The organism is Granulicella cerasi (assembly GCF_025685575.1).
Lineage (GTDB): Bacteria > Acidobacteriota > Terriglobia > Terriglobales > Acidobacteriaceae > Granulicella > Granulicella cerasi.
Window position 1 is genome coordinate 1,101,540 of the sequence record NZ_JAGSYD010000001.1, and the last position, 17,307, is coordinate 1,118,846.

Below are 17,307 nucleotides of genomic sequence, written 5' to 3' on the forward strand. Positions count from 1 at the left end.
CGCGAAGGAGGAACACGTGATGTGTTCCTCCTTCGCTTACTTCGTTTGGATCGCTAGCAGGGCAGCCGCATGGCGACGCCGCTACGCGCGACCTCGGCCTTCAAGGCGCGCGAATCCGTCACGCCGAAGTGGAAGATGCTCGCGGCAAGCGCTGCATCAGCCTTTCCACGCGTGTAGACCTCGGCGAAGTGCGCTGCCGAACCCGCGCCGCCCGAGGCGATCACAGGAATCTGCACGGCTTCACTGACCGCCGCCGTGAGTTCGCAATCGAAGCCGTTGCGCATGCCGTCGGTATCCATGCTGGTCAGCAGAATCTCGCCTGCACCGCGCTGCTCGGCTTCCTTCGCCCACTCCACAACGCGTCGACCTGTCGGCTTGCGTCCGCCGCTGACGAAGACTTCTGCTTCACGCGGGTCTTTGCCTTCACGGCGCGCATCGATCGCCACGATCACCGCTTGCGCGCCGAAGTTGCCGCCGATTTCGCCAATCAACTCCGGGCGAACGATCGCGCTGGAGTTGATCGAAACCTTGTCCGCGCCCGCGTCGAAGACAGCTGCTGCATCTTCAGCGGAGCGAATGCCCCCGCCAACGGTGAAGGGCACAAAGAGCTTCTCTGCCGTGCGCTTCACGGTGTCGAGCAGCGTGCCGCGACCTTCGTGCGTCGCGGTGATGTCGAGCAGCACAATCTCATCGGCACCTGCAGCCGCATGGCGATGCGCCAGCTCCGCAGGATCACCCGCGTCGATGATGTCCAAAAACTGAATGCCCTTCACGACGCGGCCCCCGCGCACATCCAGACAAGCGATCACTCTCTTCGTCAGCATTAGAGCTCCAAAAAATTCTTGAGGATGCGCAGGCCAGTCTCAGCGGACTTCTCGGGGTGGAACTGCACGCCCATCACGTTGTCGCGTTCGACCGCAGCGGTGAACTCGCCGCCATAGATCGTTGCGGCAGCGGTGTCGGCGCTCAGCGGCGCGCGCCACGAGTGCGTGTAGTAAACGAAGCTGCCCGGTTCGACACCGCGCATCAGTTTCGAGTCTGCGCGCAGGTTTTCGAGCGAGTTCCAACCGACGTGCGGCGACTTCAACTCTCCGCCTTCGTGCTGGCCAGGGAAGTGCTCGCACATGCCCGCGAAGTGTCCGAAACCCAGTGTCCCGTGCGCTTCCGTGGAGCCTTCATAGAGCCACTGCAGCCCAACACAGATGCCGAAAAACGGCGTACCCTTCACGACGGCTTCGCGTGCGGCGTCGGTGAGGCCGAGGTCGGTGAGCAGTTGCGTGGACTGGAAGTGTCCCACGCCCGGCAGCACAATCTTGTCGGCGCGGAGCACATCCGCGCGATCTTGCGTGACGACGATGTCGTCCGCGCCGAGATGCTTCAGCGCCTTCACGACGCTGGTCAGATTGCCCGCTTTGTAGTCGATGACTGCGATCATGCGCGTTGGGGTCCCTTGGTCCAGTCTTCCAGTTTCAAGTTCTCGATGTTTGCAAACGCCGCGTCATTTGTGACCAGGACGAGGTCGTTTGCTAATGCGTGCGCTGCAATCATCGTGTCAAAGATGCTTAGAGGCTTCCCTTTGCGCTGTTGCTGAGCGTGAAGGGAGGCGTACTGCACCGCGCAGGATGAAGTCCAGGCCAGGATGTCGATGCGCTGGAAAAACTGCTTCACGAGCAGATGAAGTTTTGCCTCGTCCGGCAAGCGTGCCAAGCCGTAGCGCATTTCAGCTTCGGTGATCACCGAGACGACACTGCTCGATTCAAACTGACGAAAGCGATGATCAAGAGCCGTTGAAGAACCCTTGATGAGAAAGCTCGCGATGTTGGTGTCGAGTAAGAATTGCGCCATCTAGAAGAGGTCTCGTTCAGGTGGAAGCGAACGATCACGCTCTGCCATGAAGTCTTCCGCGACGGGGCCGAGCTCATCACGCAGCTGAAAGAACGCGTCCCAGTCGTGTGCCTTGCGTGAAAGCACCACGTCTCCCGTTGCTTCATCTTTGCGAATGAAGACTTCCTCGCCCTCAAAACGAAACTCGCTGGGTAGCCGAACGGCCTGACTGCGGCCGTTTTTGAAGAGCTTTGCGGTCTGAGCCATCGTACGCCTCCATAGATGGTATATACCGGAGTAAATACTCCTACAGCAAGCCTTTCGTGCTGGGCAGCAGGTCCTTCATGCGCTCGTCCTTGGAGCAGGCGCCGCGCATCGCGCGAGCGAAGGCCTTGAAGATCGCCTCGATCTTGTGATGGTTGTTGCGGCCATACATTGTCTTGATGTGGACGTTGGCCTTAGCACCACGCGCGAAGCCGTCGAAGAAGTCGGGCACGAGTTCGGTGACGAGGTCGCCGACGACCGGCGCGGTGAGTTGATCGTCCACCACGCAAGCGACGCGGCCGGAGAGATCGACCGCAGCAACGGCGAGCGTCTCATCCATCGTCATGACGAAGTAGCCTGCGCGCAGGATGCCGCGCTTGTCGCCGAGTGCTTCAGCGAAGGCCTCGCCGAGTGCGATGCCGACGTCTTCAACGGTGTGATGCTGGTCCACGTCGAGGTCGCCGATGCACTTGAGTTCGAGGTCGAAACCGCCGTGCTTGGCGAAGCTCTCGAGCATGTGGTCGAAGAAGCGGATGCCGGTCGAAACCTTGTAAGTGCCCATGCCGTCGACGTTCAGGCGGAGGTTGATGTCCGTCTCGAGGGTCTTGCGATTGACTGTGCCGACGCGCTCCGTGGGCTGCGTGGTGCCGAGTTCTTCGAGCATGTCGCTCATCGTTGTACGTCCTTTGCTTGTCGCTCTTGAGCGACAGCTTTCTTGATTTCGATCCCAGCCATCACTAGAAGTGAAAGCTGTGCGGCGAGCGGGGCGATTATTCGAAACTTGTGGCCTGGCAACAAGATCGGCCAACCCGCAAAGCACGCGGTTAGGGCGCAGTATATTGACGCTTTGCGCCTATGCGGATTGAGCTTTCGCTTATTCATACTCACGCTCTTCGCCGCTGGAGCGGCCCTGCGCGCTGATGCTTTCGGCTGGCGTCCACTGCATTTCGTCGAAGACCGCGCGCAGAGCGTCGAGGCCCTTGGTCACTTGATCGGCCACGCCGACGGTGATGCGCACGTAGCCATCGCAGCCAGGATCGGCTGAGCGATCGCGCAGCAGTACGCCGTGCTCGCGCATGCGCGTGACGAGTTCCTTGTGGCGCGGACCGATGTCCATCAGCACGAAGTTCGACGCGCTGGGCCAGGTGCGGACGCCCCAGGACTTCAGCGACTGCTGAATGCGCTCGCGGCCTTCGTGGATCGCTTTCACATACCCATTGAGATACTCTTCGTCGGCAAGCGCTTCGGGAAGCACCTCGAGCGCAACGCCGTTGACGTTGTAGGGCGAGGCGACCTTTTTCAGGAAGTTGATGAGGCGCGCGTTGCCGGCCAACATGCCGAGGCGAAGGTTCGCAAGGCCATAGGCCTTGGAGAAGGTGCGGCCGATGATGATGTTCTTCACCGCAGGAATGTCGCGCATCACGGTCTCGCCGAAGAAGTGGAAGTACGCTTCATCGACGAAGATGACGGCCTGCGGCGCGGCGGCGGCGATGGCAAGAATGTGCTCTCGGCTCACGGTCGCGCCGGTGGGGTTGTTCGGCGTGGCGAGCAGCACCATCTTCGTCTGCGGCGTCAGCGAGGCCATCATGCGCTCGAAGGGGAAGCTGAGGTCGTCGCCCGACTGCACGCGCACGATCTTTTGCGTCTGCATGCTGCAGCTCACGTCGTACATGAAGAAGCTCGGCGTGTTGATGACGACTTCGTCATGCGCATCGAGGAACGCGCACGCGAGCAGGTGAATGCCTTCGTCCACGCCGTTGGTCAGCAGCACTTCATCAGGCTCGAGGCCGAAGTACGCTGCTGCTGCGGCATCGCCATGTCCGCGCTCGGGGTAGATGGTGAGGCCTTCCGCGGTAAGCGATTGCAGCTTCGCGAGCACGCGCGGGCTCGGCGCAACGGTGTTCTCGTTGAAGTCGAGACGCAGCAGATCGCGGCTCGCGAGCGGCGGATGATACTCAGGCATCGCGAGCACGGAGGCACGCGGCTGCACCTCGAGCGCGCGCGGCAGGTGGCTCAGGCTGTGTGCGAGTTCTGCGGCATCGTGTCCGCCCTGAGCTTGTAGTTCATCGAGCAACGACTGCGGGATGCCTCCCGCGAGCTTGGCTGCAACGCTCATCGCATCTTCACGCGCACGCTTTCGGCGTGTCCTTTCAAGCCTTCTGCTTCGGCCAGCGCGATGGTGTGCGGGCCGACTTCCTGCAACGCAGCCTTGGTGTACTGCTGCACGGTGATGACCTTGACGAAGTCCACCACACTGAGGCCGCCGCGCAGACGACCGTTGCGGCCGGTGGGCAACACGTGGTTCGGGCCGGAGACGTAGTCGCCCATGGACTGCGGCGTGAAGTGGCCGATGAAGACTGAGCCAGCGTTCTTCACCCAGCGCAGATCGCTGCCGCTATCGACGGTGAGGTGCTCGGGCGCGAGGCGGTTGGTGAGTGCCTGCGCTTCTTCGACGGTCTCGGTGACGAAGGCGTAGCCTTGCGCGGCGAGCGAGATGAGTGCGAGTTCGTTGCCCTCGGCCTGGCGCTGCGCTTCGGCGACGACCTGCTCGGCGAGATCGAGCTTCGAGGTGATGAAGATAGGAAGAGCTTCGGGATCGTGCTCGGCCTGCGCGACGAGGTCTGCGCCGATGCCGACTGGGTCGCCGACTTCGCTGGTCACGACGATTTCGGTGGGGCCTGCGGGCATGTCGATGCCGGTGTCTTCGCGTGAGACAGCTTGCTTCGCCGCGGTGACGTAGAGATTGCCGGGGCCGACGATCTTATCGACCGGCGCGATGGTCTCGGTGCCGTAAGCCATCGCGGCGATCGCCTGCGCGCCGCCGACGCGGTAGAACTCGGTGACGCCGGCAAGGTACGCGGCGGCGAGTGTTTCGGTCGCGGGCTTTGGCGAGCAGACGACGATGCGCTCAACGCCTGCAACCTGTGCGGGTGTGGCGGTCATGAAGAGTGTCGAAGGCAGTGGATAGCGTCCGCCGGGGACGTAGCAGCCGACGGCGCTGAGCGGACGAATGATCTGCCCGACCTCCATGCCTTCGGTGGGGCGGAAGCTCCACGACTTGGGCAACTGGCGCTCGGCGAAGCTGCGAATGTTCGCCTGCGCGATGCGCATGGCGGCCTTCAACTCTTCGCTGATGGCTTCCCACGCGGCGGCCATCTCTTCGCGCGTGACCAGCAGCGGCTGGTCCTCGCGAAGACCATCGAACTTGGCGGAAAACTCACGCAGAGCGGCGTCGCCGCGTGTGCGAACGGCGTCGAGGATCTCGCGCACTACGCCGTCGACCTTGGCGGTGTTGGTTGCGCCGCGCATTTCAAGCTCGCGAAGGACGGCTTCGGTTGCTGCTGCGGATTCGCCGGTTGTCTTCAGAATCTTCATCGTTGCTTCCTTGCTGCTGTACTTAGAAACGCTTCGGACGCTTGTTCATGCCCGGAGGCATGTAGCCGCTGGGCATCTGTGCACCGGTGCCGCGACCGGGGTTGCGCATCTGCGCATCCATCGCACGGCGTTCGACGCGGGAGCCTGTGAGCACAGCGCGCTTGGCCGACTCTGCGCTGGCGGGATAGACGCGCTTCGGGTCCTTCGGGTCGATCACGACGGGGATGCGTGCGCCGGGATTCATGTTGGAGCGTGCATCGATGCGTGTGCGCAACGAGACTTCGCGAGCCGCGGTTTCACCGGGCTCCTGCAGACGCAGCGTCACCTTGTTGAGATCGCCTTGCACCTTGCCGAACATCTTCACCGGCTCGACGGAGACGAGCGTCGCGTAGACGACGGTGCCGGTCGCATCGACCTGCTTTTGGCGACGGCGTTCCAGAAAGAAACGTACCACCGTGACGATCGCCACCGCCAGAATGACGTAACCGAGAATTGCGAATGTTAGCTTCATGGAATGACCTCAACTGCTGGGAGAGATCAGAGATAAGAGATCAGAGATTGGCGTGATGCCACAGCTCTTGCGAATCTCTTATCTCTGTTCTCTTATCTCTTGCTTCTTTACAGCACTACCTTGCTTAGCGGGAACTCGACGATACCCGTTCCGCCAGCGGCCTTCAGCTTCGGCACGATATCGCGCACGGTGTGCTGCTCGAGGATCGTGTTCACCGCGACCCAGTTCTTGTCACGCAGTTCGGAGACCGTCGGTGAGTTCAGCGCGGGCAGCACGTCGAGCACGGCGTCGAGGTTCGTCTTCTCCACGTTGAGCATCAGGCCTATCTGGCTCTGTGCGGCCATCGCGCCGTTGAGCATGAGCGAGAGCGTCTCGATCTTCTTACGCTTGAACTCGTCCTGCCATGCCGCCTTGTTCGCGATGAGTTGCGTTTCCGACTCCATCAGCACTTCGATGATGCGCAGGCGGTTCGCGCGTAGCGAACTGCCGGTCTCGGTCACTTCGACGATCGCATCGGCGAGCATCGGCGGCTTCACTTCGGTCGCGCCCCAGCTGAACTCCACCTTCACCGGGATGTTGCGCTCGGCGAAGAAGCGCTTCGAGTACTCCACGAGTTCGGTCGCGATGGTCTTTCCGGCAAGGTCTTCGGCCTTCTGATAGGGCGAGTCTTCGGGCACGGCGAGCACCCACTTCACCTTGGTGCGGCTGGCCTTCGAGTAGGTGAGCGAGGTAACGCGCTCGACGTCAGCGAGGTTCTCGAGGATCCAGTCATTGCCGGTGAGCCCTGCATCCAGAGCGCCGGTCTCGACGTAGCGGGCCATCTCCTGTGCGCGGACGAGCATGCACTCGATCTCGGTGTCGTCGATCGACGGGAAGTACGAGCGGCCGCTCGCGTAGATGTTCCAGCCTGCGCGCGCGAACAGCGCGATCGTTGCGTCCTGCAGACTGCCCTTTGGAATGCCCAGCTTCAGCTTCTTGCTCATGGTGTCCTTTCAAGGGGCGAGCGATTAGAGATAAGAGATCAGAGATTTTCTGATCGTGCCCCTAACGCCTCGCCTTGTTGCTTATCTCTGATCTCTACGCTTTACGCGATCGGCTTCGTGAAGCAGCTCACCGTGCCTTCGTGGCAGACAAGGCCATCGCCTTCGACCTCTACCTTGAAAAGCAGCGCGTCGTTGTCGCAGTCGGTGGCGGTGGAGACGATCTTCAGGCGGTTGCCGCTGGTCTCGCCCTTCATCCAGAGCTTGGAGCGGGTGCGCGACCAGAAGGTGACGAAGCCGGTCTCGAGCGTCTTCTGCCAGCTCACATCGTTGAGGAAGCCGAGCATGAGCACTTCGCCGGTCTTGGCGTCCTGCACGATGCCGGCCACAAGGCCGCCGGCCTTTTCAAAGTCAATCTTCACTGCGGTGTCTACTGCGGTCATCGTCTTTGTCCTTATTCGCTGCGTGGCTTGAGGTGGATGCTTCCGTTTTCAGTCGCCGCGCAGCAAAAAGCCCGCTCGCTGAAAGAATTCGCGGAGGCGGGCTGCTCGGTGTGTGTTGCTAAACCTGTCTGGAGTCTTGAGGCATTTACTTCGCCAGGCCGGACAGTACCGATCGCCCACTCGCGTGGTGATGATGGTGGTGTCCGTGATGGTGGAGGCCAAGGCTCATGACTTACCACTCTAGGCTAGAGCGGATGCGCCCGCGATGTCAATGTCGCCGGTGCGAACTTTTTCCTTGAGAACCGAACTCTGCGTCGAATGCGGATCTCTCGTTGGCGAAACTTCGCTCGGGGGAACTCCGTTGGCCGAGCGTACTGTTCTTTGCACCCTCCCTGGGTGGAGGCATCGGATGCCTGCGATTGAACTTCGCGATGTCTCAGCAGGCAACGTGTTTGCGCGTCAAAAAAAAACGCGCCGGTGGCGGTGAGGTGAAAGCGATCGCGCTCATTCGCGACTCGTACGCTTGCCGGGCGCAAACATTTGCATCTCTCTTCATGAGCGGCCACTGCCGCAGGGAGATTCGGGATGAGCGACTATCGTGTGAGCGCAGGACAGGCGAAGGAAGATCAAGTAACTGCAGCGATTGAAAGCTACACCTCGCAGGTGCCGTCCAGTGCGTACCTCGGCCTGGCGATTGCATCGATCGGTGCGAGCGTGAGCCTGAAGATCGCCAAGAAGGACACGGCTGCCTTGTTCGTCGGTCAGTGGGTGGCTCCATTCTTGCTGCTGGGCATTTACAACAAGCTTGTAAAGCAGCACGGTTCGGACGCAGACAAGCGTTAGTCGGCGATGAGACAAAGAAGCGGGGCGCTTGGATGCGCCCCGCTTTTCTATGCGGTTTTCGTCGCGAGGAATCTTCGACTGAGATAACGGCGAACCGGCTCGTCGAAGAACTTGAGGCAGAGATAAGCGATAGTCATCGCGGCTACGAAGGTCAACGCGGCTACTTCAACCGAGTGAGCGAGCGTCGGCTTCTTTTCGACGACCCACGCCGTGTAGAGGTAAATCAGCGGATAGTGCGTCACGTAGAGCGGGTACGAAAGATCGCCGAAGAAGCGCGCGATGCGGATGGACGAACCGTCGGCGCGTTGGTCACTCGCGCCGATCAGCACGATGATCGGGAAGAGCACGATGATGCACACGGCTTCGTAAAGACCGTTGATCCAGAGATGCGATGTGCCACCGAAGCGCGGCAGCGCTAGTGCAATGACGAGCAGGATGCTGCTTACCGCGAAGGCGTTCGGTGTAGCGATGCGTTTGCCTATGCGCATGAGCAGCACACCTGCGAAGAACGGGAAGAGCACGCGCGCGAAGCCGATGTGAAGTTGCGGCGTGGCGAGCGCCCATCCACCGATGACATCGCCTTCCACGCCGAAGATCGCCAGATGCGCCAGCAAGAGCGCGGCGACGAAGGTGAGCAAGCCGAGCACGCGATTCGATGCCCGGCGCAGACCGAAGGCGTAGAGGATGTTCGCGATGTACTCGAAGAAGAGCGACCACTGCGGGCCGTTGAGCGGATACGTCTCCTGCCATCCGCGAATGTCCATCGAGGTCGGCACGGGGATCATGGTCATGCCGATGAACATGATCAGCAGCGTCATCCACACGGGCGTCTGCGCGATGTGGGGGAAGGTCGTGCCGGCGCCGAAGTAGAAGAACAGTGCGCCGATGATGCTGGCGAGGATCACCATCGGTTGCAGGCGGATGAGGCGGCGCTTGAAGAAACTGCCGACGGTCATGCGCTGCCAGCGGTCGTCGTATGCGTAGGCGATGACGAAGCCCGAGAGCATGAAGAAGAAATCCACCGCCATGTAGCCATGGTTGATGATCTGCTTGAAGCGGCTGCCGCCGTTGTTGGCCTCGCAGAGATGGAAGAGAATCACCACGATCGAGGCCACGCCGCGCAGACCGTCGAGCACGACGTAGTGCGCTTTGCGTGGAGCGATGGCTGTGGTCGAAGTCGCGGCGGAAGCGTTGTCCAAGAAGACCTCAATGCGGAGAAACTGTGGTTCAACGAACCGCGTACTAGCTTAGTGGGCGCAAGACACGAGTGTCATCAACGCGAAGAAAGGCGGCCCGAGAAGAGTCTCGGGCCGCAGGATAGATAAGGCGATTGCGGTGTTTACCAGAGCACGCCGTGAATCGGTTTCTCGGGTGCGGGCACATCGGTTTCGCCGAGGAGCTGGCGCAGGTTGATCTCGATCGTCTTGCAGATCGCGGTCATCGGCACATCGAAGATGGAGTTATCGAAGGGGTCTTCGAGGTCGCGGCCGATCTTGTCGAGCGCGAGGAACATGAAGCCCACCAGCGTCGAGCCGAGCGGCGTGAACCAGCCAAGTTGCTGCACCATGCCCATCGGCAGCACAAGGCAGTAAAGCTGCACGAACAACTGAGGGAAGTAGTCGTACTGCTTGGGTAATGGAGTGTTCTTGATGCGCTCCAGGCCGCCCTGCGCATCGGCAAGGTCGTCGAGGTTGCGGTCCATCGCCTGCCACGCGAGGTGCGAGGTCCAGCCTTTGTCCTTGGCTTCAAGCAACATGCGGCCCATGCGGAGTTGCAGCTCGAGCGGCACGTTGTTGCGCGTCTTCAGATACTCGATCTCATCCTTCGGCAGGATGCGAGCGAGCTCCTCCCACGGCGGAAGCTGGCGGAGATGCTGACGCAGAGCATGCACGTAAGCGATCTGATGATGCGTCAGCGAAACCTGCAGGGCTTCTACTTCAGGAACCTCGTCGGGGTTATTGGCGCGGATGGCCGAGACCACCTGGCGTGCAAACGAGCGTGAGTTATTCACGACCGCGCCCCACAGCGTGCGGCCCTCCCACCAGCGTCCGTAGGCTGAGTTGTTGCGGAAGCCCACGATGACACCGATGGCAGAACCGTACAGGCCGAGCGGCACATGCGGTGAGCCGAGCCAGGTCCAGTGCATCACCTTGAAGCCGAAGACGACCACGAGGTCGTACAGCGCCATCAGCAATACCGGAAGACCCACGTAGGCGACCATGCGCCGCAGTTGCGGCTCACGAGGAACGATCACGCGGTGGCTCCTACTGCTTCGAAGACGCTCGAGCCATCTTCGGCGATGCGGACTTCGCCGGTGCCGAGGTCATAGACCCAGCCGGAGACGGTCAGCTTTTCCTGTGCGAGCGCGCCTGCGACGGACGGATGCGTCTTCAGGTGCTGAAGCTGCAGCAGAACGTTGCGCTCGGTGAGGCGGCGAAGCTTGTCGTGCGCAGTCTCATCGTCCTTCGCCATCATTTCGGCGACGACCGACGCGGCCTGCGCATTACGCAGCCACTGCTTCACGGTCGGCAGCGAGTCGAGCGACGACGGGTTACGCAGAGCCTTCATCGCGCCGCAATCCGAGTGGCCGCAAACGACGATATGCTGCACACCGAGCGCGTTCACCGCGTACTCGATCACCGCCGAGACGCCACCGAGCATTTCGCCATAGGCCGGCACGAGGTTGCCAACGTTGCGCGTGGTGAAGAGCTCGCCGGGAGCGGCGCTGGTGACGGTTTCGATGTCGATGCGCGAATCAGCGCAGGTGATCATCAGCGTGTGCGGCTTCTGCGGAGTGGTCGCGGCGGTCTTGTACTTTTCTGCGTTCTCCGCGTAGGGGCCGCTTTGGAAGCGGCGAATTCCATCCTTCAAACGATCCAGAGCATTTGGCATGGGGGGGAAGCTATCTCCTGGTCTGTGCCACAAAAGTGTGGGCAATTGTTGCAAACGTGGCGCGCAAACCTGCTGCGCAATTCAGCGCGCCAGACAGCGGCGTGCCTTACATAAGGATGCAGCGAGGCCCTGTTTTGTGAGCAAAGCGTGTGGCAATCTTTCTACCGCAACAAAAGATAGGCAGCAATGGGAAAAGATCGCTTTTCAAGCCTTCCACTTAATGCTGCATCCCAAACTGGCACGCTGATCTTCGCTGGGCTTCTCGCCTGCGAGCACTTCGTCCATGGCGCGACGCAGATCTTCGCCGGTCACCAGCACGTTGTTGCCCGAGCCGTCTGCGCGACGAGGGCGGCTGCCGTCCATCTGTCCGCGATAGACGAGCTCCATGTCGGAGTTGAAGAGGAAGAAGTCAGGCGTACATTCGGCACCGTAGCTGCGGGCCACTTCCTGAGCTTCGTCGAGCAGGTAGGGGAAGTTCCAGCCGAGTCGCTGGGCCTGCTCGCGCATGCCGTCCGGGCCATCAGCGGGATACTGCTCCACGTCATTTGGCTGGATGGCGGCGATGGCGATCTTGCCTGCATAGTCACGACCAATGTTGCCGATTTCGACCTCGAGGTGCTTCACGTAGGGGCAGTGCGCGCATACGAACATCACCAACAGTCCGGCATGTAACCCGGGGGTAGCCTTGGACTCGTCCCACGTCGCAGTGAACACGTCATCGCGACTGAGGGCCTTGCCCGAAATCACGTCCACCAGTTCGAAGGCGGGTGCGAGTGTTCCCAGTTGCACCATTTTTGATTCAACCCTTGCCATTGCTTTTGCGTCCTCCGAAAAAGATCATAACTACCTTGTATGAGAGTGATTGCAGCGTGGTCGCGGTTGCCGTACTCTCAGCACAACGTATCTCCTTGCAACCTCGAGGCATTCATGTCGATCCATTCTCTCGTTCGTAGAGCGTCTTTGCTATTTGTTTCCCTTGCAGCGACCGCGGGCCTTGCAGCACAGACCACCGCCTCGTCACTGCTGAAGCCCGTGGCACAGGTTAATCGCGTGGCGGCCAACGCGGACTTCTCCGCGCATGTGCAGATGCAAAACCAGCTGCCCAAGTGGGTCGCGGCAACGTCGCAGACCACCAGTGGCGTAGACCTCTCCGAGCCGATGTCCGTAACGATCGCCCTGCAGCGCTCGGACGCAGCGGAAGCGGCTTTCGAGCAGATGCTGAGCGATCAGCAGAACGCAGCGTCGCCGCTTTACCACCACTGGCTTACGGGTAATGAGATTGGCAAGCTTTACGGCCCGACGGACAGCGATATCGCTGCCGTGGAAGCCTGGGCCGCCTCCGAAGGACTGACAGTCACCTCGGTCGCATCGTCGCGTATCTCCATCGAAGTGACTGGCCGCATGAGCGCCGTCGCGTCGGCGTTCCGCACCTCGTTTGCGAACTTCAACCAGACCAACGGCGCGACGCGCCTCTCGGCTGTTTCGGAGCCTTCGATTCCCGCAGCGCTCTCCGGCGTGATCAGCCACATCAATGGCCTGACCCAGACCGTGCACCACACCTCGCTGCAGAGCCGCCTCGTGCAGGCCACATCGGCCAACACCGGAAGCAACACCACGGTGCAGCCCAACCTGACCTCGTCCAGCGGATCGCACTACGTGACGCCGTCTGACTTCAACACGATTTACGACATTGCGAGCGTTTTGAGCGGGGGTAACACCGGCTCGAAGATCGGTTCCACCACGCAGCGCCTGGCCATCATCGGTCGTTCGCGCGTAGCTACCACCGACATCCAGAACTTCGACAACCTGACCGGCCTGACGTACGTTGCACCCAACGTCATCCTCGCAGGCACCGACCCCGGCACCACGAATGATGGCAACCAGGACGAAGCCACACTCGACGTCAACCGCGTACAGGGCACAGCGACCGGTGTGCAGACGGACCTCGTCATCGCCAAGAGCACGAATACGCAGGACGGTGTATACATCGCTTCCAACTATGTCGTGAACACGCTGAATGCCAGCACGCTGACCGATCAGATCATGAGTCTGTCCTTCGGCCTCTGCGAACTCGAAGGCGGCTCCAGCGATACCGCAACCTATAACAACCTGTTCAAGACGGCGGCAGCGGAAGGTGTTTCGGTGTTCGTTTCCTCCGGCGACTCCGGCGCCAACGGCTGCTACTCGGCTGGCCAGGCTGCGGTGAACGCTTCGGCATCATCGAACGACCTTTGCGGACAATACGTTACCTGCGTCGGTGGTACTCAGTTTGTCGAAGGTAGCGGAACCTCCTACTGGTCGTCGAGCAACACATCGTCGTTGGGTTCGGCCCAGAGCTACATCCCGGAAGGCGTGTGGAACGAGCCGACCTCCACCTCGAACGGCAAGACGAGCTATGTGATGGCAGCGGGGGGCGGTGCGCCATCGATCTACCTAGCCAAACCCTCCTGGCAAACAGGGACGGGCGTTTCATCAAGCCAGCTCTATCGCATGACGCCTGACGTTTCCTTCACCTCGGCGGGCCACGACGGTTACCTCGGTTGCGTTGCGTACGCGTACCCCACCTACAACATCTGCAACGCCTCGCAGGGAACGTACTACTACCTCATCTTCTCGGGTACTTCAGCCGCCGCTCCGTCGATGGCCGCCATCTCGGCGCTCCTCAATACGAAGATGGGCAGCGCGCAGGGCCTGTTGAATCCGATGCTCTACACCGTGGCCAATGGCAGCTACGCCAGCACGGCTGTGCATGATGTGACGCCGACCACTTCGGGTGTCGGCAGCTCCTGCACCGTGAACACGGTTTCCAACTGCAACAACTCCACCCCCTCGAGCTCCGGTCTCACGGTGAGCGCGACCTCCGGCGTGGTGGGTTATGCCGTCACCACCGGCTATGACATGGCGACGGGCATCGGCTCGCTCGATGTGGCGAACTTCCTCACGGCAGCCGTCGCAACGCAGACCATCAGCACCACGCTGAAGGTGACCGCTGCGCCGACGTCGGTGGCCCTTGGTTCGTCGACGACCGTCACGGCGACGTTGACCCCGTCCTCGACCAACAGCACCGCCGCTACGGGCACGGTGACCTTCTCGGCCACGCCCTCCGGCTCCACCACGGCAACGACCATCGGCACGGCCAGCATCTCGTCGAACGCTGCCAAGCTGGTCTGGACGCCGACCGCAGCCGGAACCTACACCGTCACGGCGACCTACGCTGGTGACAGCAACTACAGCACGTCCACCGATTCCACTGGAACGCAGGTCGTGGTCGCCAACGCCTTCACGATTACCGCGGCTGCTACCAGCTTGCCTGCTTCGGGCACGCTGGTTTCGGGCACGTCTGTAACGGACGCGATCACCGTCACCTCGGTCAACTCCTTCGCGGGCACCGTAGCCCTTACCTGCAAGGTCACTGCGGCTTCCACCTCCACGGCTGACACCGCCGCCGCCGCGGGTGCAGGCTGCTCGCTCACGCCGGCTTCGGCTGCGATCACCGGCAGCACCACCGGCGCGTCGGTGCTCACGATCACGAGCACAGCTGGCACCTCCGGCAGCATCAATGTCGTAGTCAGCGGCACGAGCGGAACCAGCACAGGCTCTTCGCCCACCATCACGGTCAAGCTGACCCCGCCAAGCTTCACGGTCACCTCGTCGCCGACCTCGGTAACGGTGATCAGCGGCACGAGCGGAACCTCCACGCTCACGCTCACCTCGGTGAACGGGTTTGCCGGAGCTGTTGGAAGCTTCAGCTGCACCGCGACGAACTCCAGCGGAACGGCTGCGGGCACCTGCTCGGTTTCGCCGAGCTCGGTCACCCTGGCTTCCGGCGGCACAGGCGTAGCGACGGTAACGGTTTCGCCGACGGCTGGCACGACGGGCGCGCTGAACATCGCACTCTCGGCGACGGGAACGACGACCGGCGCATCCACCTCGTACACGGGAACCTGCCTGAGCGCGGGCAACTACTGCCTCACCGTCACGGTGAGCCCGACGCTGACGATCGCTGCTAACCCGACCTCGCTCGCCTTCACCTCAGGAGCGACCTCAGGTAACACGAGCCTCATCACTCTGCAGACTGCAACCGGCGTGAGTGGAACGGCCTCGGTGAGCTGCACGCTCAGCGGCTCTTCACCTGCATATCCTCCGACCTGCTCGCTCTCGTCCACTTCGGTGACGCTGGCCTCGGCAGGCTCGGGAACGACGACCCTCACGATCGGTTCTACGACCGCTGTGACAGCTGCTTCGAAGTCACTCGCTGGCTTCAGCGGCTGGCGCGTAGGAGCGCTGGCCTTCGGCCTGGCAACGCTGTTTGCCTTCCGTCGCCGTCGCTCGGTCGCATCGCTCGCAGCGTTCGGTCTGCTGTTGCTCGGTCTCACCACGATGACGGGATGCGGTGGAGACACCGCGCCGAAGTCCACGAAGTCCTCGTCGGGAAGCTACACCGCAACCGTAACGGCGACGCTGAACGGACAGTCCGTGAGCACCACGGTCGCGGTCACGATCAACTAACCCTTCAACCCCACATTGATCAAGGCCGGCGCTGATACAGCGCCGGTCTTGATCGTTTATGGCAGCATTTTCCGGTGGTTTCGGCATCCAAATGCGTAGGGAGTTCCGTCATGCGCATACTCACTTCATTCTTTCTCGCGGCTCTTACCGCTTCGGTCGCGGTTGCTCAACAGCAACAGCCCGCACAACCACCACCGCCGCCTGCTCAGCCCGCAGCACCCAACACGGGCCGTAGCCCTGGGGGCGACGTGGGCTCCGGCGCAGGCGACGTCGGCAAAGGCACGGCTGCGGGCGCTGGACGCGTCGGCGAAGGCGTGGGCAAGGGAGCGGGCGATCTGGTCACCTTGCATCCCGTGGCGGGGGCCGAGAACGTGGGCAAAGGCGCCGCAGTGGGAGGCAAGGACATCGGCGTCGGGGCCGCGAAGGGTACCGGCAAGATGGCCAAAGGTGCGGGGCGCGGTATCGGCAAAGGCGTGAAAAAGATCTTCTGATCGGATTTGTTTTGTGCAGCTTAGGGTGGATGTTTTCAGATTTCCGCGGCGGCGCAGCAACATTTCGCGTGACACCGGTGTCTCAGAAAACGTGCTGGCGTTCCCATAACGCAGCAGAAGGAGATGCACCATGAAGAAGACGTTTCTCGCTACCGTTCTCGGAGTCGGTTTGCTCGCGGGTGGCACGCTTGCTGCCGATGCGCAGATCGCTGTTCGTATCGGACCGCCGCCACCTCGTCGTGAAGTGATCCCTCCGCCGCGCCCGGGCTACGTCTGGCACCCCGGCTATCACCGTTGGGACGGTGGCCGCTATGTCTGGGTCCCGGGTGAATATGCCGTTCCGCCGCGCCCCGGCGCCTACTGGGTTCCGGGTCACTGGGCGCATCGCCCCGGCGGTTACGTCTGGATCGAAGGCCACTATCGCTAGACTCCAGTGCGGTACAGTACGAAGGCCGCAGAGCACCCTGCTCTGCGGCTTTCGTTTGCGTTGAGGCTGCATATCGCGAAACACTGGAGGCGATATGAGTGAACTGACCGCACAAGACCGCGCTCGCCGCATCAAGGTACTGCTTTTCGACGTCGATGGCGTCCTCACCAACGGCGACATTACGATCGTCCCCTCGCCGGACGGCGACCGCTCCAAGGCGGTCGAGGTCAAAGGCTTCTCCGCGCATGACGGCATGGGCATCTCCATCGCCCGGCTCGCTGGGCTGAAGGTTGGCTTCGTCACCAAGCGCGAGTCGCAGGTGGTGGCCATCCGCGCCAAGGACCTCAAGATCGACCATCTGTATCAGGGCCAGTCGAACAAGCGCGAAGCTTTCGACAAGGTACTTGCAGACGAGGGCGTGACGGCGGATGAAGTCGCCTTCGTCGGCGACGACATCATCGACCTGCCCGCGCTGCGCGTTGCCGGACTGGCGATCGCCGTTGCCAATGCGCGTCCGCAGGTGAAGGCGATGGCGCACTGGACGACGACGCAGGTCGGCGGACAGGGTGCTGGCCGCGATGCCATCGACTTCATCCTCGAGGCCCAGGGCGTGCTGGATTCGACGATCGAGGCATACCTTGATCCGAGCAATCCTGCGGCGAAAAAAGCGGATATCGGCACAGGGAAAATGTAGCTCGCGCGGCGCAGGTGGTTTCTGCTGAAACACTTGCGCCGCATCAAATCTTCA

At 61.7% G+C, this 17,307-nt stretch carries 19 protein-coding genes; 5 read left to right on the forward strand and 14 right to left on the reverse strand.

Features of this window, described 5'->3' with window-relative positions; genetic code table 11:
- Positions 1 to 53 precede the first annotated feature (53 nt).
- The 10 genes from hisF to hisI form a co-directional block, all read right to left on the reverse strand.
- Positions 54 to 824 (reverse strand): imidazole glycerol phosphate synthase subunit HisF, encoded by a 771-nt coding sequence (hisF, locus tag OHL11_RS04505; protein WP_263370276.1) that lies wholly within the window; start codon positions 822 to 824, stop codon positions 54 to 56.
- The gene (hisH, locus tag OHL11_RS04510; RefSeq protein WP_263370277.1) at positions 824 to 1,435 is read right to left on the reverse strand and encodes an imidazole glycerol phosphate synthase subunit HisH; all 612 of its coding nucleotides are present in this window, start codon (positions 1,433 to 1,435) and stop codon (positions 824 to 826) included. The genes hisF and hisH overlap by 1 nt, the downstream gene beginning before the upstream one ends.
- Positions 1,432 to 1,845, reverse strand: a complete 414-nt coding sequence (locus OHL11_RS04515) for a type II toxin-antitoxin system VapC family toxin (RefSeq protein WP_263370278.1) — start codon at positions 1,843 to 1,845, stop codon at positions 1,432 to 1,434. The genes hisH and OHL11_RS04515 overlap by 4 nt, the downstream gene beginning before the upstream one ends.
- A complete protein-coding gene (locus OHL11_RS04520) occupies positions 1,846 to 2,091 on the reverse strand; it encodes an antitoxin (RefSeq protein WP_263370279.1) in 246 nt (81 codons plus the stop codon).
- 40 nt (positions 2,092 to 2,131) lie between these two features.
- On the reverse strand, positions 2,132 to 2,761 hold the full coding sequence (gene hisB / locus OHL11_RS04525) for an imidazoleglycerol-phosphate dehydratase HisB (protein WP_263370280.1): 630 nt from the start codon (positions 2,759 to 2,761) through the stop codon (positions 2,132 to 2,134).
- A gap of 201 nt (positions 2,762 to 2,962) precedes the next feature.
- Positions 2,963 to 4,204 carry a pyridoxal phosphate-dependent aminotransferase gene (locus tag OHL11_RS04530; RefSeq protein ID WP_263370281.1) on the reverse strand — a complete coding sequence of 414 codons (1,242 nt, stop codon included), beginning with the start codon at positions 4,202 to 4,204 and terminating at the stop codon, positions 2,963 to 2,965.
- On the reverse strand, positions 4,201 to 5,463 hold the full coding sequence (gene hisD, locus OHL11_RS04535) for a histidinol dehydrogenase (protein WP_263370282.1): 1,263 nt from the start codon (positions 5,461 to 5,463) through the stop codon (positions 4,201 to 4,203). The genes OHL11_RS04530 and hisD overlap by 4 nt, the downstream gene beginning before the upstream one ends.
- A 22-nt stretch (positions 5,464 to 5,485) precedes the next feature.
- Positions 5,486 to 5,974, reverse strand: coding sequence for a hypothetical protein (locus OHL11_RS04540; RefSeq protein WP_263370283.1), 489 nt, complete (start codon positions 5,972 to 5,974; stop codon positions 5,486 to 5,488).
- Between the two features lie 107 nt (positions 5,975 to 6,081).
- On the reverse strand, positions 6,082 to 6,957 hold the full coding sequence (gene hisG, locus OHL11_RS04545; protein WP_263370284.1) for an ATP phosphoribosyltransferase: 876 nt from the start codon (positions 6,955 to 6,957) through the stop codon (positions 6,082 to 6,084).
- A 101-nt stretch (positions 6,958 to 7,058) separates the two neighbouring features.
- Entirely contained in the window at positions 7,059 to 7,397 is a 339-nt protein-coding gene (gene hisI / locus OHL11_RS04550) for a phosphoribosyl-AMP cyclohydrolase (protein ID WP_263370285.1), read from the reverse strand.
- Positions 7,398 to 7,982: 585 nt separating this feature from the next.
- Between hisI and OHL11_RS04555 the strand changes: the two genes are divergently transcribed.
- Positions 7,983 to 8,240: a hypothetical protein gene (locus OHL11_RS04555; protein WP_263370286.1), complete on the forward strand. Its 258-nt coding sequence runs from the start codon at positions 7,983 to 7,985 to the stop codon at positions 8,238 to 8,240.
- Positions 8,241 to 8,287: 47 nt separating this feature from the next.
- Here the strand turns inward: OHL11_RS04555 and OHL11_RS04560 are convergent, their stop codons facing one another.
- The 4 genes from OHL11_RS04560 to OHL11_RS04575 form a co-directional block, all read right to left on the reverse strand.
- Entirely contained in the window at positions 8,288 to 9,439 is a 1,152-nt protein-coding gene (locus OHL11_RS04560; protein WP_263370287.1) for an acyltransferase family protein, read from the reverse strand.
- Between the two features lie 140 nt (positions 9,440 to 9,579).
- The gene (locus OHL11_RS04565; protein WP_263370288.1) at positions 9,580 to 10,494 is read right to left on the reverse strand and encodes a bestrophin family protein; all 915 of its coding nucleotides are present in this window, start codon (positions 10,492 to 10,494) and stop codon (positions 9,580 to 9,582) included.
- Entirely contained in the window at positions 10,491 to 11,132 is a 642-nt protein-coding gene (locus OHL11_RS04570) for a carbonic anhydrase (RefSeq protein ID WP_263370290.1), read from the reverse strand. The genes OHL11_RS04565 and OHL11_RS04570 overlap by 4 nt, the downstream gene beginning before the upstream one ends.
- Before the next feature lie 204 nt (positions 11,133 to 11,336).
- Positions 11,337 to 11,945 carry a thioredoxin family protein gene (locus OHL11_RS04575; protein WP_263370291.1) on the reverse strand — a complete coding sequence of 203 codons (609 nt, stop codon included), beginning with the start codon at positions 11,943 to 11,945 and terminating at the stop codon, positions 11,337 to 11,339.
- A 147-nt stretch (positions 11,946 to 12,092) separates the two neighbouring features.
- On the opposite strand from OHL11_RS04575, the gene OHL11_RS04580 reads away from it, so the two are divergent.
- From OHL11_RS04580 to OHL11_RS04595, 4 genes are all read left to right on the forward strand, one after another.
- Positions 12,093 to 15,641 carry a protease pro-enzyme activation domain-containing protein gene (locus OHL11_RS04580; protein WP_263370292.1) on the forward strand — a complete coding sequence of 1,183 codons (3,549 nt, stop codon included), beginning with the start codon at positions 12,093 to 12,095 and terminating at the stop codon, positions 15,639 to 15,641.
- A gap of 110 nt (positions 15,642 to 15,751) precedes the next feature.
- Complete coding sequence (locus OHL11_RS04585; RefSeq protein ID WP_263370293.1) at positions 15,752 to 16,132, forward strand: hypothetical protein; 381 nt, start codon at positions 15,752 to 15,754, stop codon at positions 16,130 to 16,132.
- A gap of 130 nt (positions 16,133 to 16,262) precedes the next feature.
- Positions 16,263 to 16,559, forward strand: a complete 297-nt coding sequence (locus tag OHL11_RS04590; RefSeq protein WP_263370294.1) for a YXWGXW repeat-containing protein — start codon at positions 16,263 to 16,265, stop codon at positions 16,557 to 16,559.
- Between the two features lie 94 nt (positions 16,560 to 16,653).
- Entirely contained in the window at positions 16,654 to 17,253 is a 600-nt protein-coding gene (locus OHL11_RS04595; RefSeq protein WP_263370295.1) for a KdsC family phosphatase, read from the forward strand.
- Positions 17,254 to 17,307: the final 54 nt, after the last annotated feature.

Bases quoted from the DNA above. Each gene is read 5' to 3' on its own strand.
- OHL11_RS04555 (WP_263370286.1), top strand. From the start codon at position 7,983: ATGAGCGACTATCGTGTGAGCGCAGGACAGGCGAAGGAAGATCAAGTA.
- hisD (WP_263370282.1), bottom strand. From the start codon at position 5,463: ATGAAGATTCTGAAGACAACCGGCGAATCCGCAGCAGCAACCGAAGCC.
- OHL11_RS04595 (WP_263370295.1), top strand. From the start codon at position 16,654: ATGAGTGAACTGACCGCACAAGACCGCGCTCGCCGCATCAAGGTACTG.
- hisI (WP_263370285.1), bottom strand. From the start codon at position 7,397: ATGACCGCAGTAGACACCGCAGTGAAGATTGACTTTGAAAAGGCCGGC.
- hisH (WP_263370277.1), bottom strand. From the start codon at position 1,435: ATGATCGCAGTCATCGACTACAAAGCGGGCAATCTGACCAGCGTCGTG.
- OHL11_RS04520 (WP_263370279.1), bottom strand. From the start codon at position 2,091: ATGGCTCAGACCGCAAAGCTCTTCAAAAACGGCCGCAGTCAGGCCGTT.
- OHL11_RS04540 (WP_263370283.1), bottom strand. From the start codon at position 5,974: ATGAAGCTAACATTCGCAATTCTCGGTTACGTCATTCTGGCGGTGGCG.
- OHL11_RS04590 (WP_263370294.1), top strand. From the start codon at position 16,263: ATGAAGAAGACGTTTCTCGCTACCGTTCTCGGAGTCGGTTTGCTCGCG.
- OHL11_RS04585 (WP_263370293.1), top strand. From the start codon at position 15,752: ATGCGCATACTCACTTCATTCTTTCTCGCGGCTCTTACCGCTTCGGTC.
- OHL11_RS04530 (WP_263370281.1), bottom strand. From the start codon at position 4,204: ATGAGCGTTGCAGCCAAGCTCGCGGGAGGCATCCCGCAGTCGTTGCTC.
- OHL11_RS04575 (WP_263370291.1), bottom strand. From the start codon at position 11,945: ATGGCAAGGGTTGAATCAAAAATGGTGCAACTGGGAACACTCGCACCC.
- hisG (WP_263370284.1), bottom strand. From the start codon at position 6,957: ATGAGCAAGAAGCTGAAGCTGGGCATTCCAAAGGGCAGTCTGCAGGAC.
- hisF (WP_263370276.1), bottom strand. From the start codon at position 824: ATGCTGACGAAGAGAGTGATCGCTTGTCTGGATGTGCGCGGGGGCCGC.
- OHL11_RS04515 (WP_263370278.1), bottom strand. From the start codon at position 1,845: ATGGCGCAATTCTTACTCGACACCAACATCGCGAGCTTTCTCATCAAG.
- hisB (WP_263370280.1), bottom strand. From the start codon at position 2,761: ATGAGCGACATGCTCGAAGAACTCGGCACCACGCAGCCCACGGAGCGC.
- OHL11_RS04570 (WP_263370290.1), bottom strand. From the start codon at position 11,132: ATGCCAAATGCTCTGGATCGTTTGAAGGATGGAATTCGCCGCTTCCAA.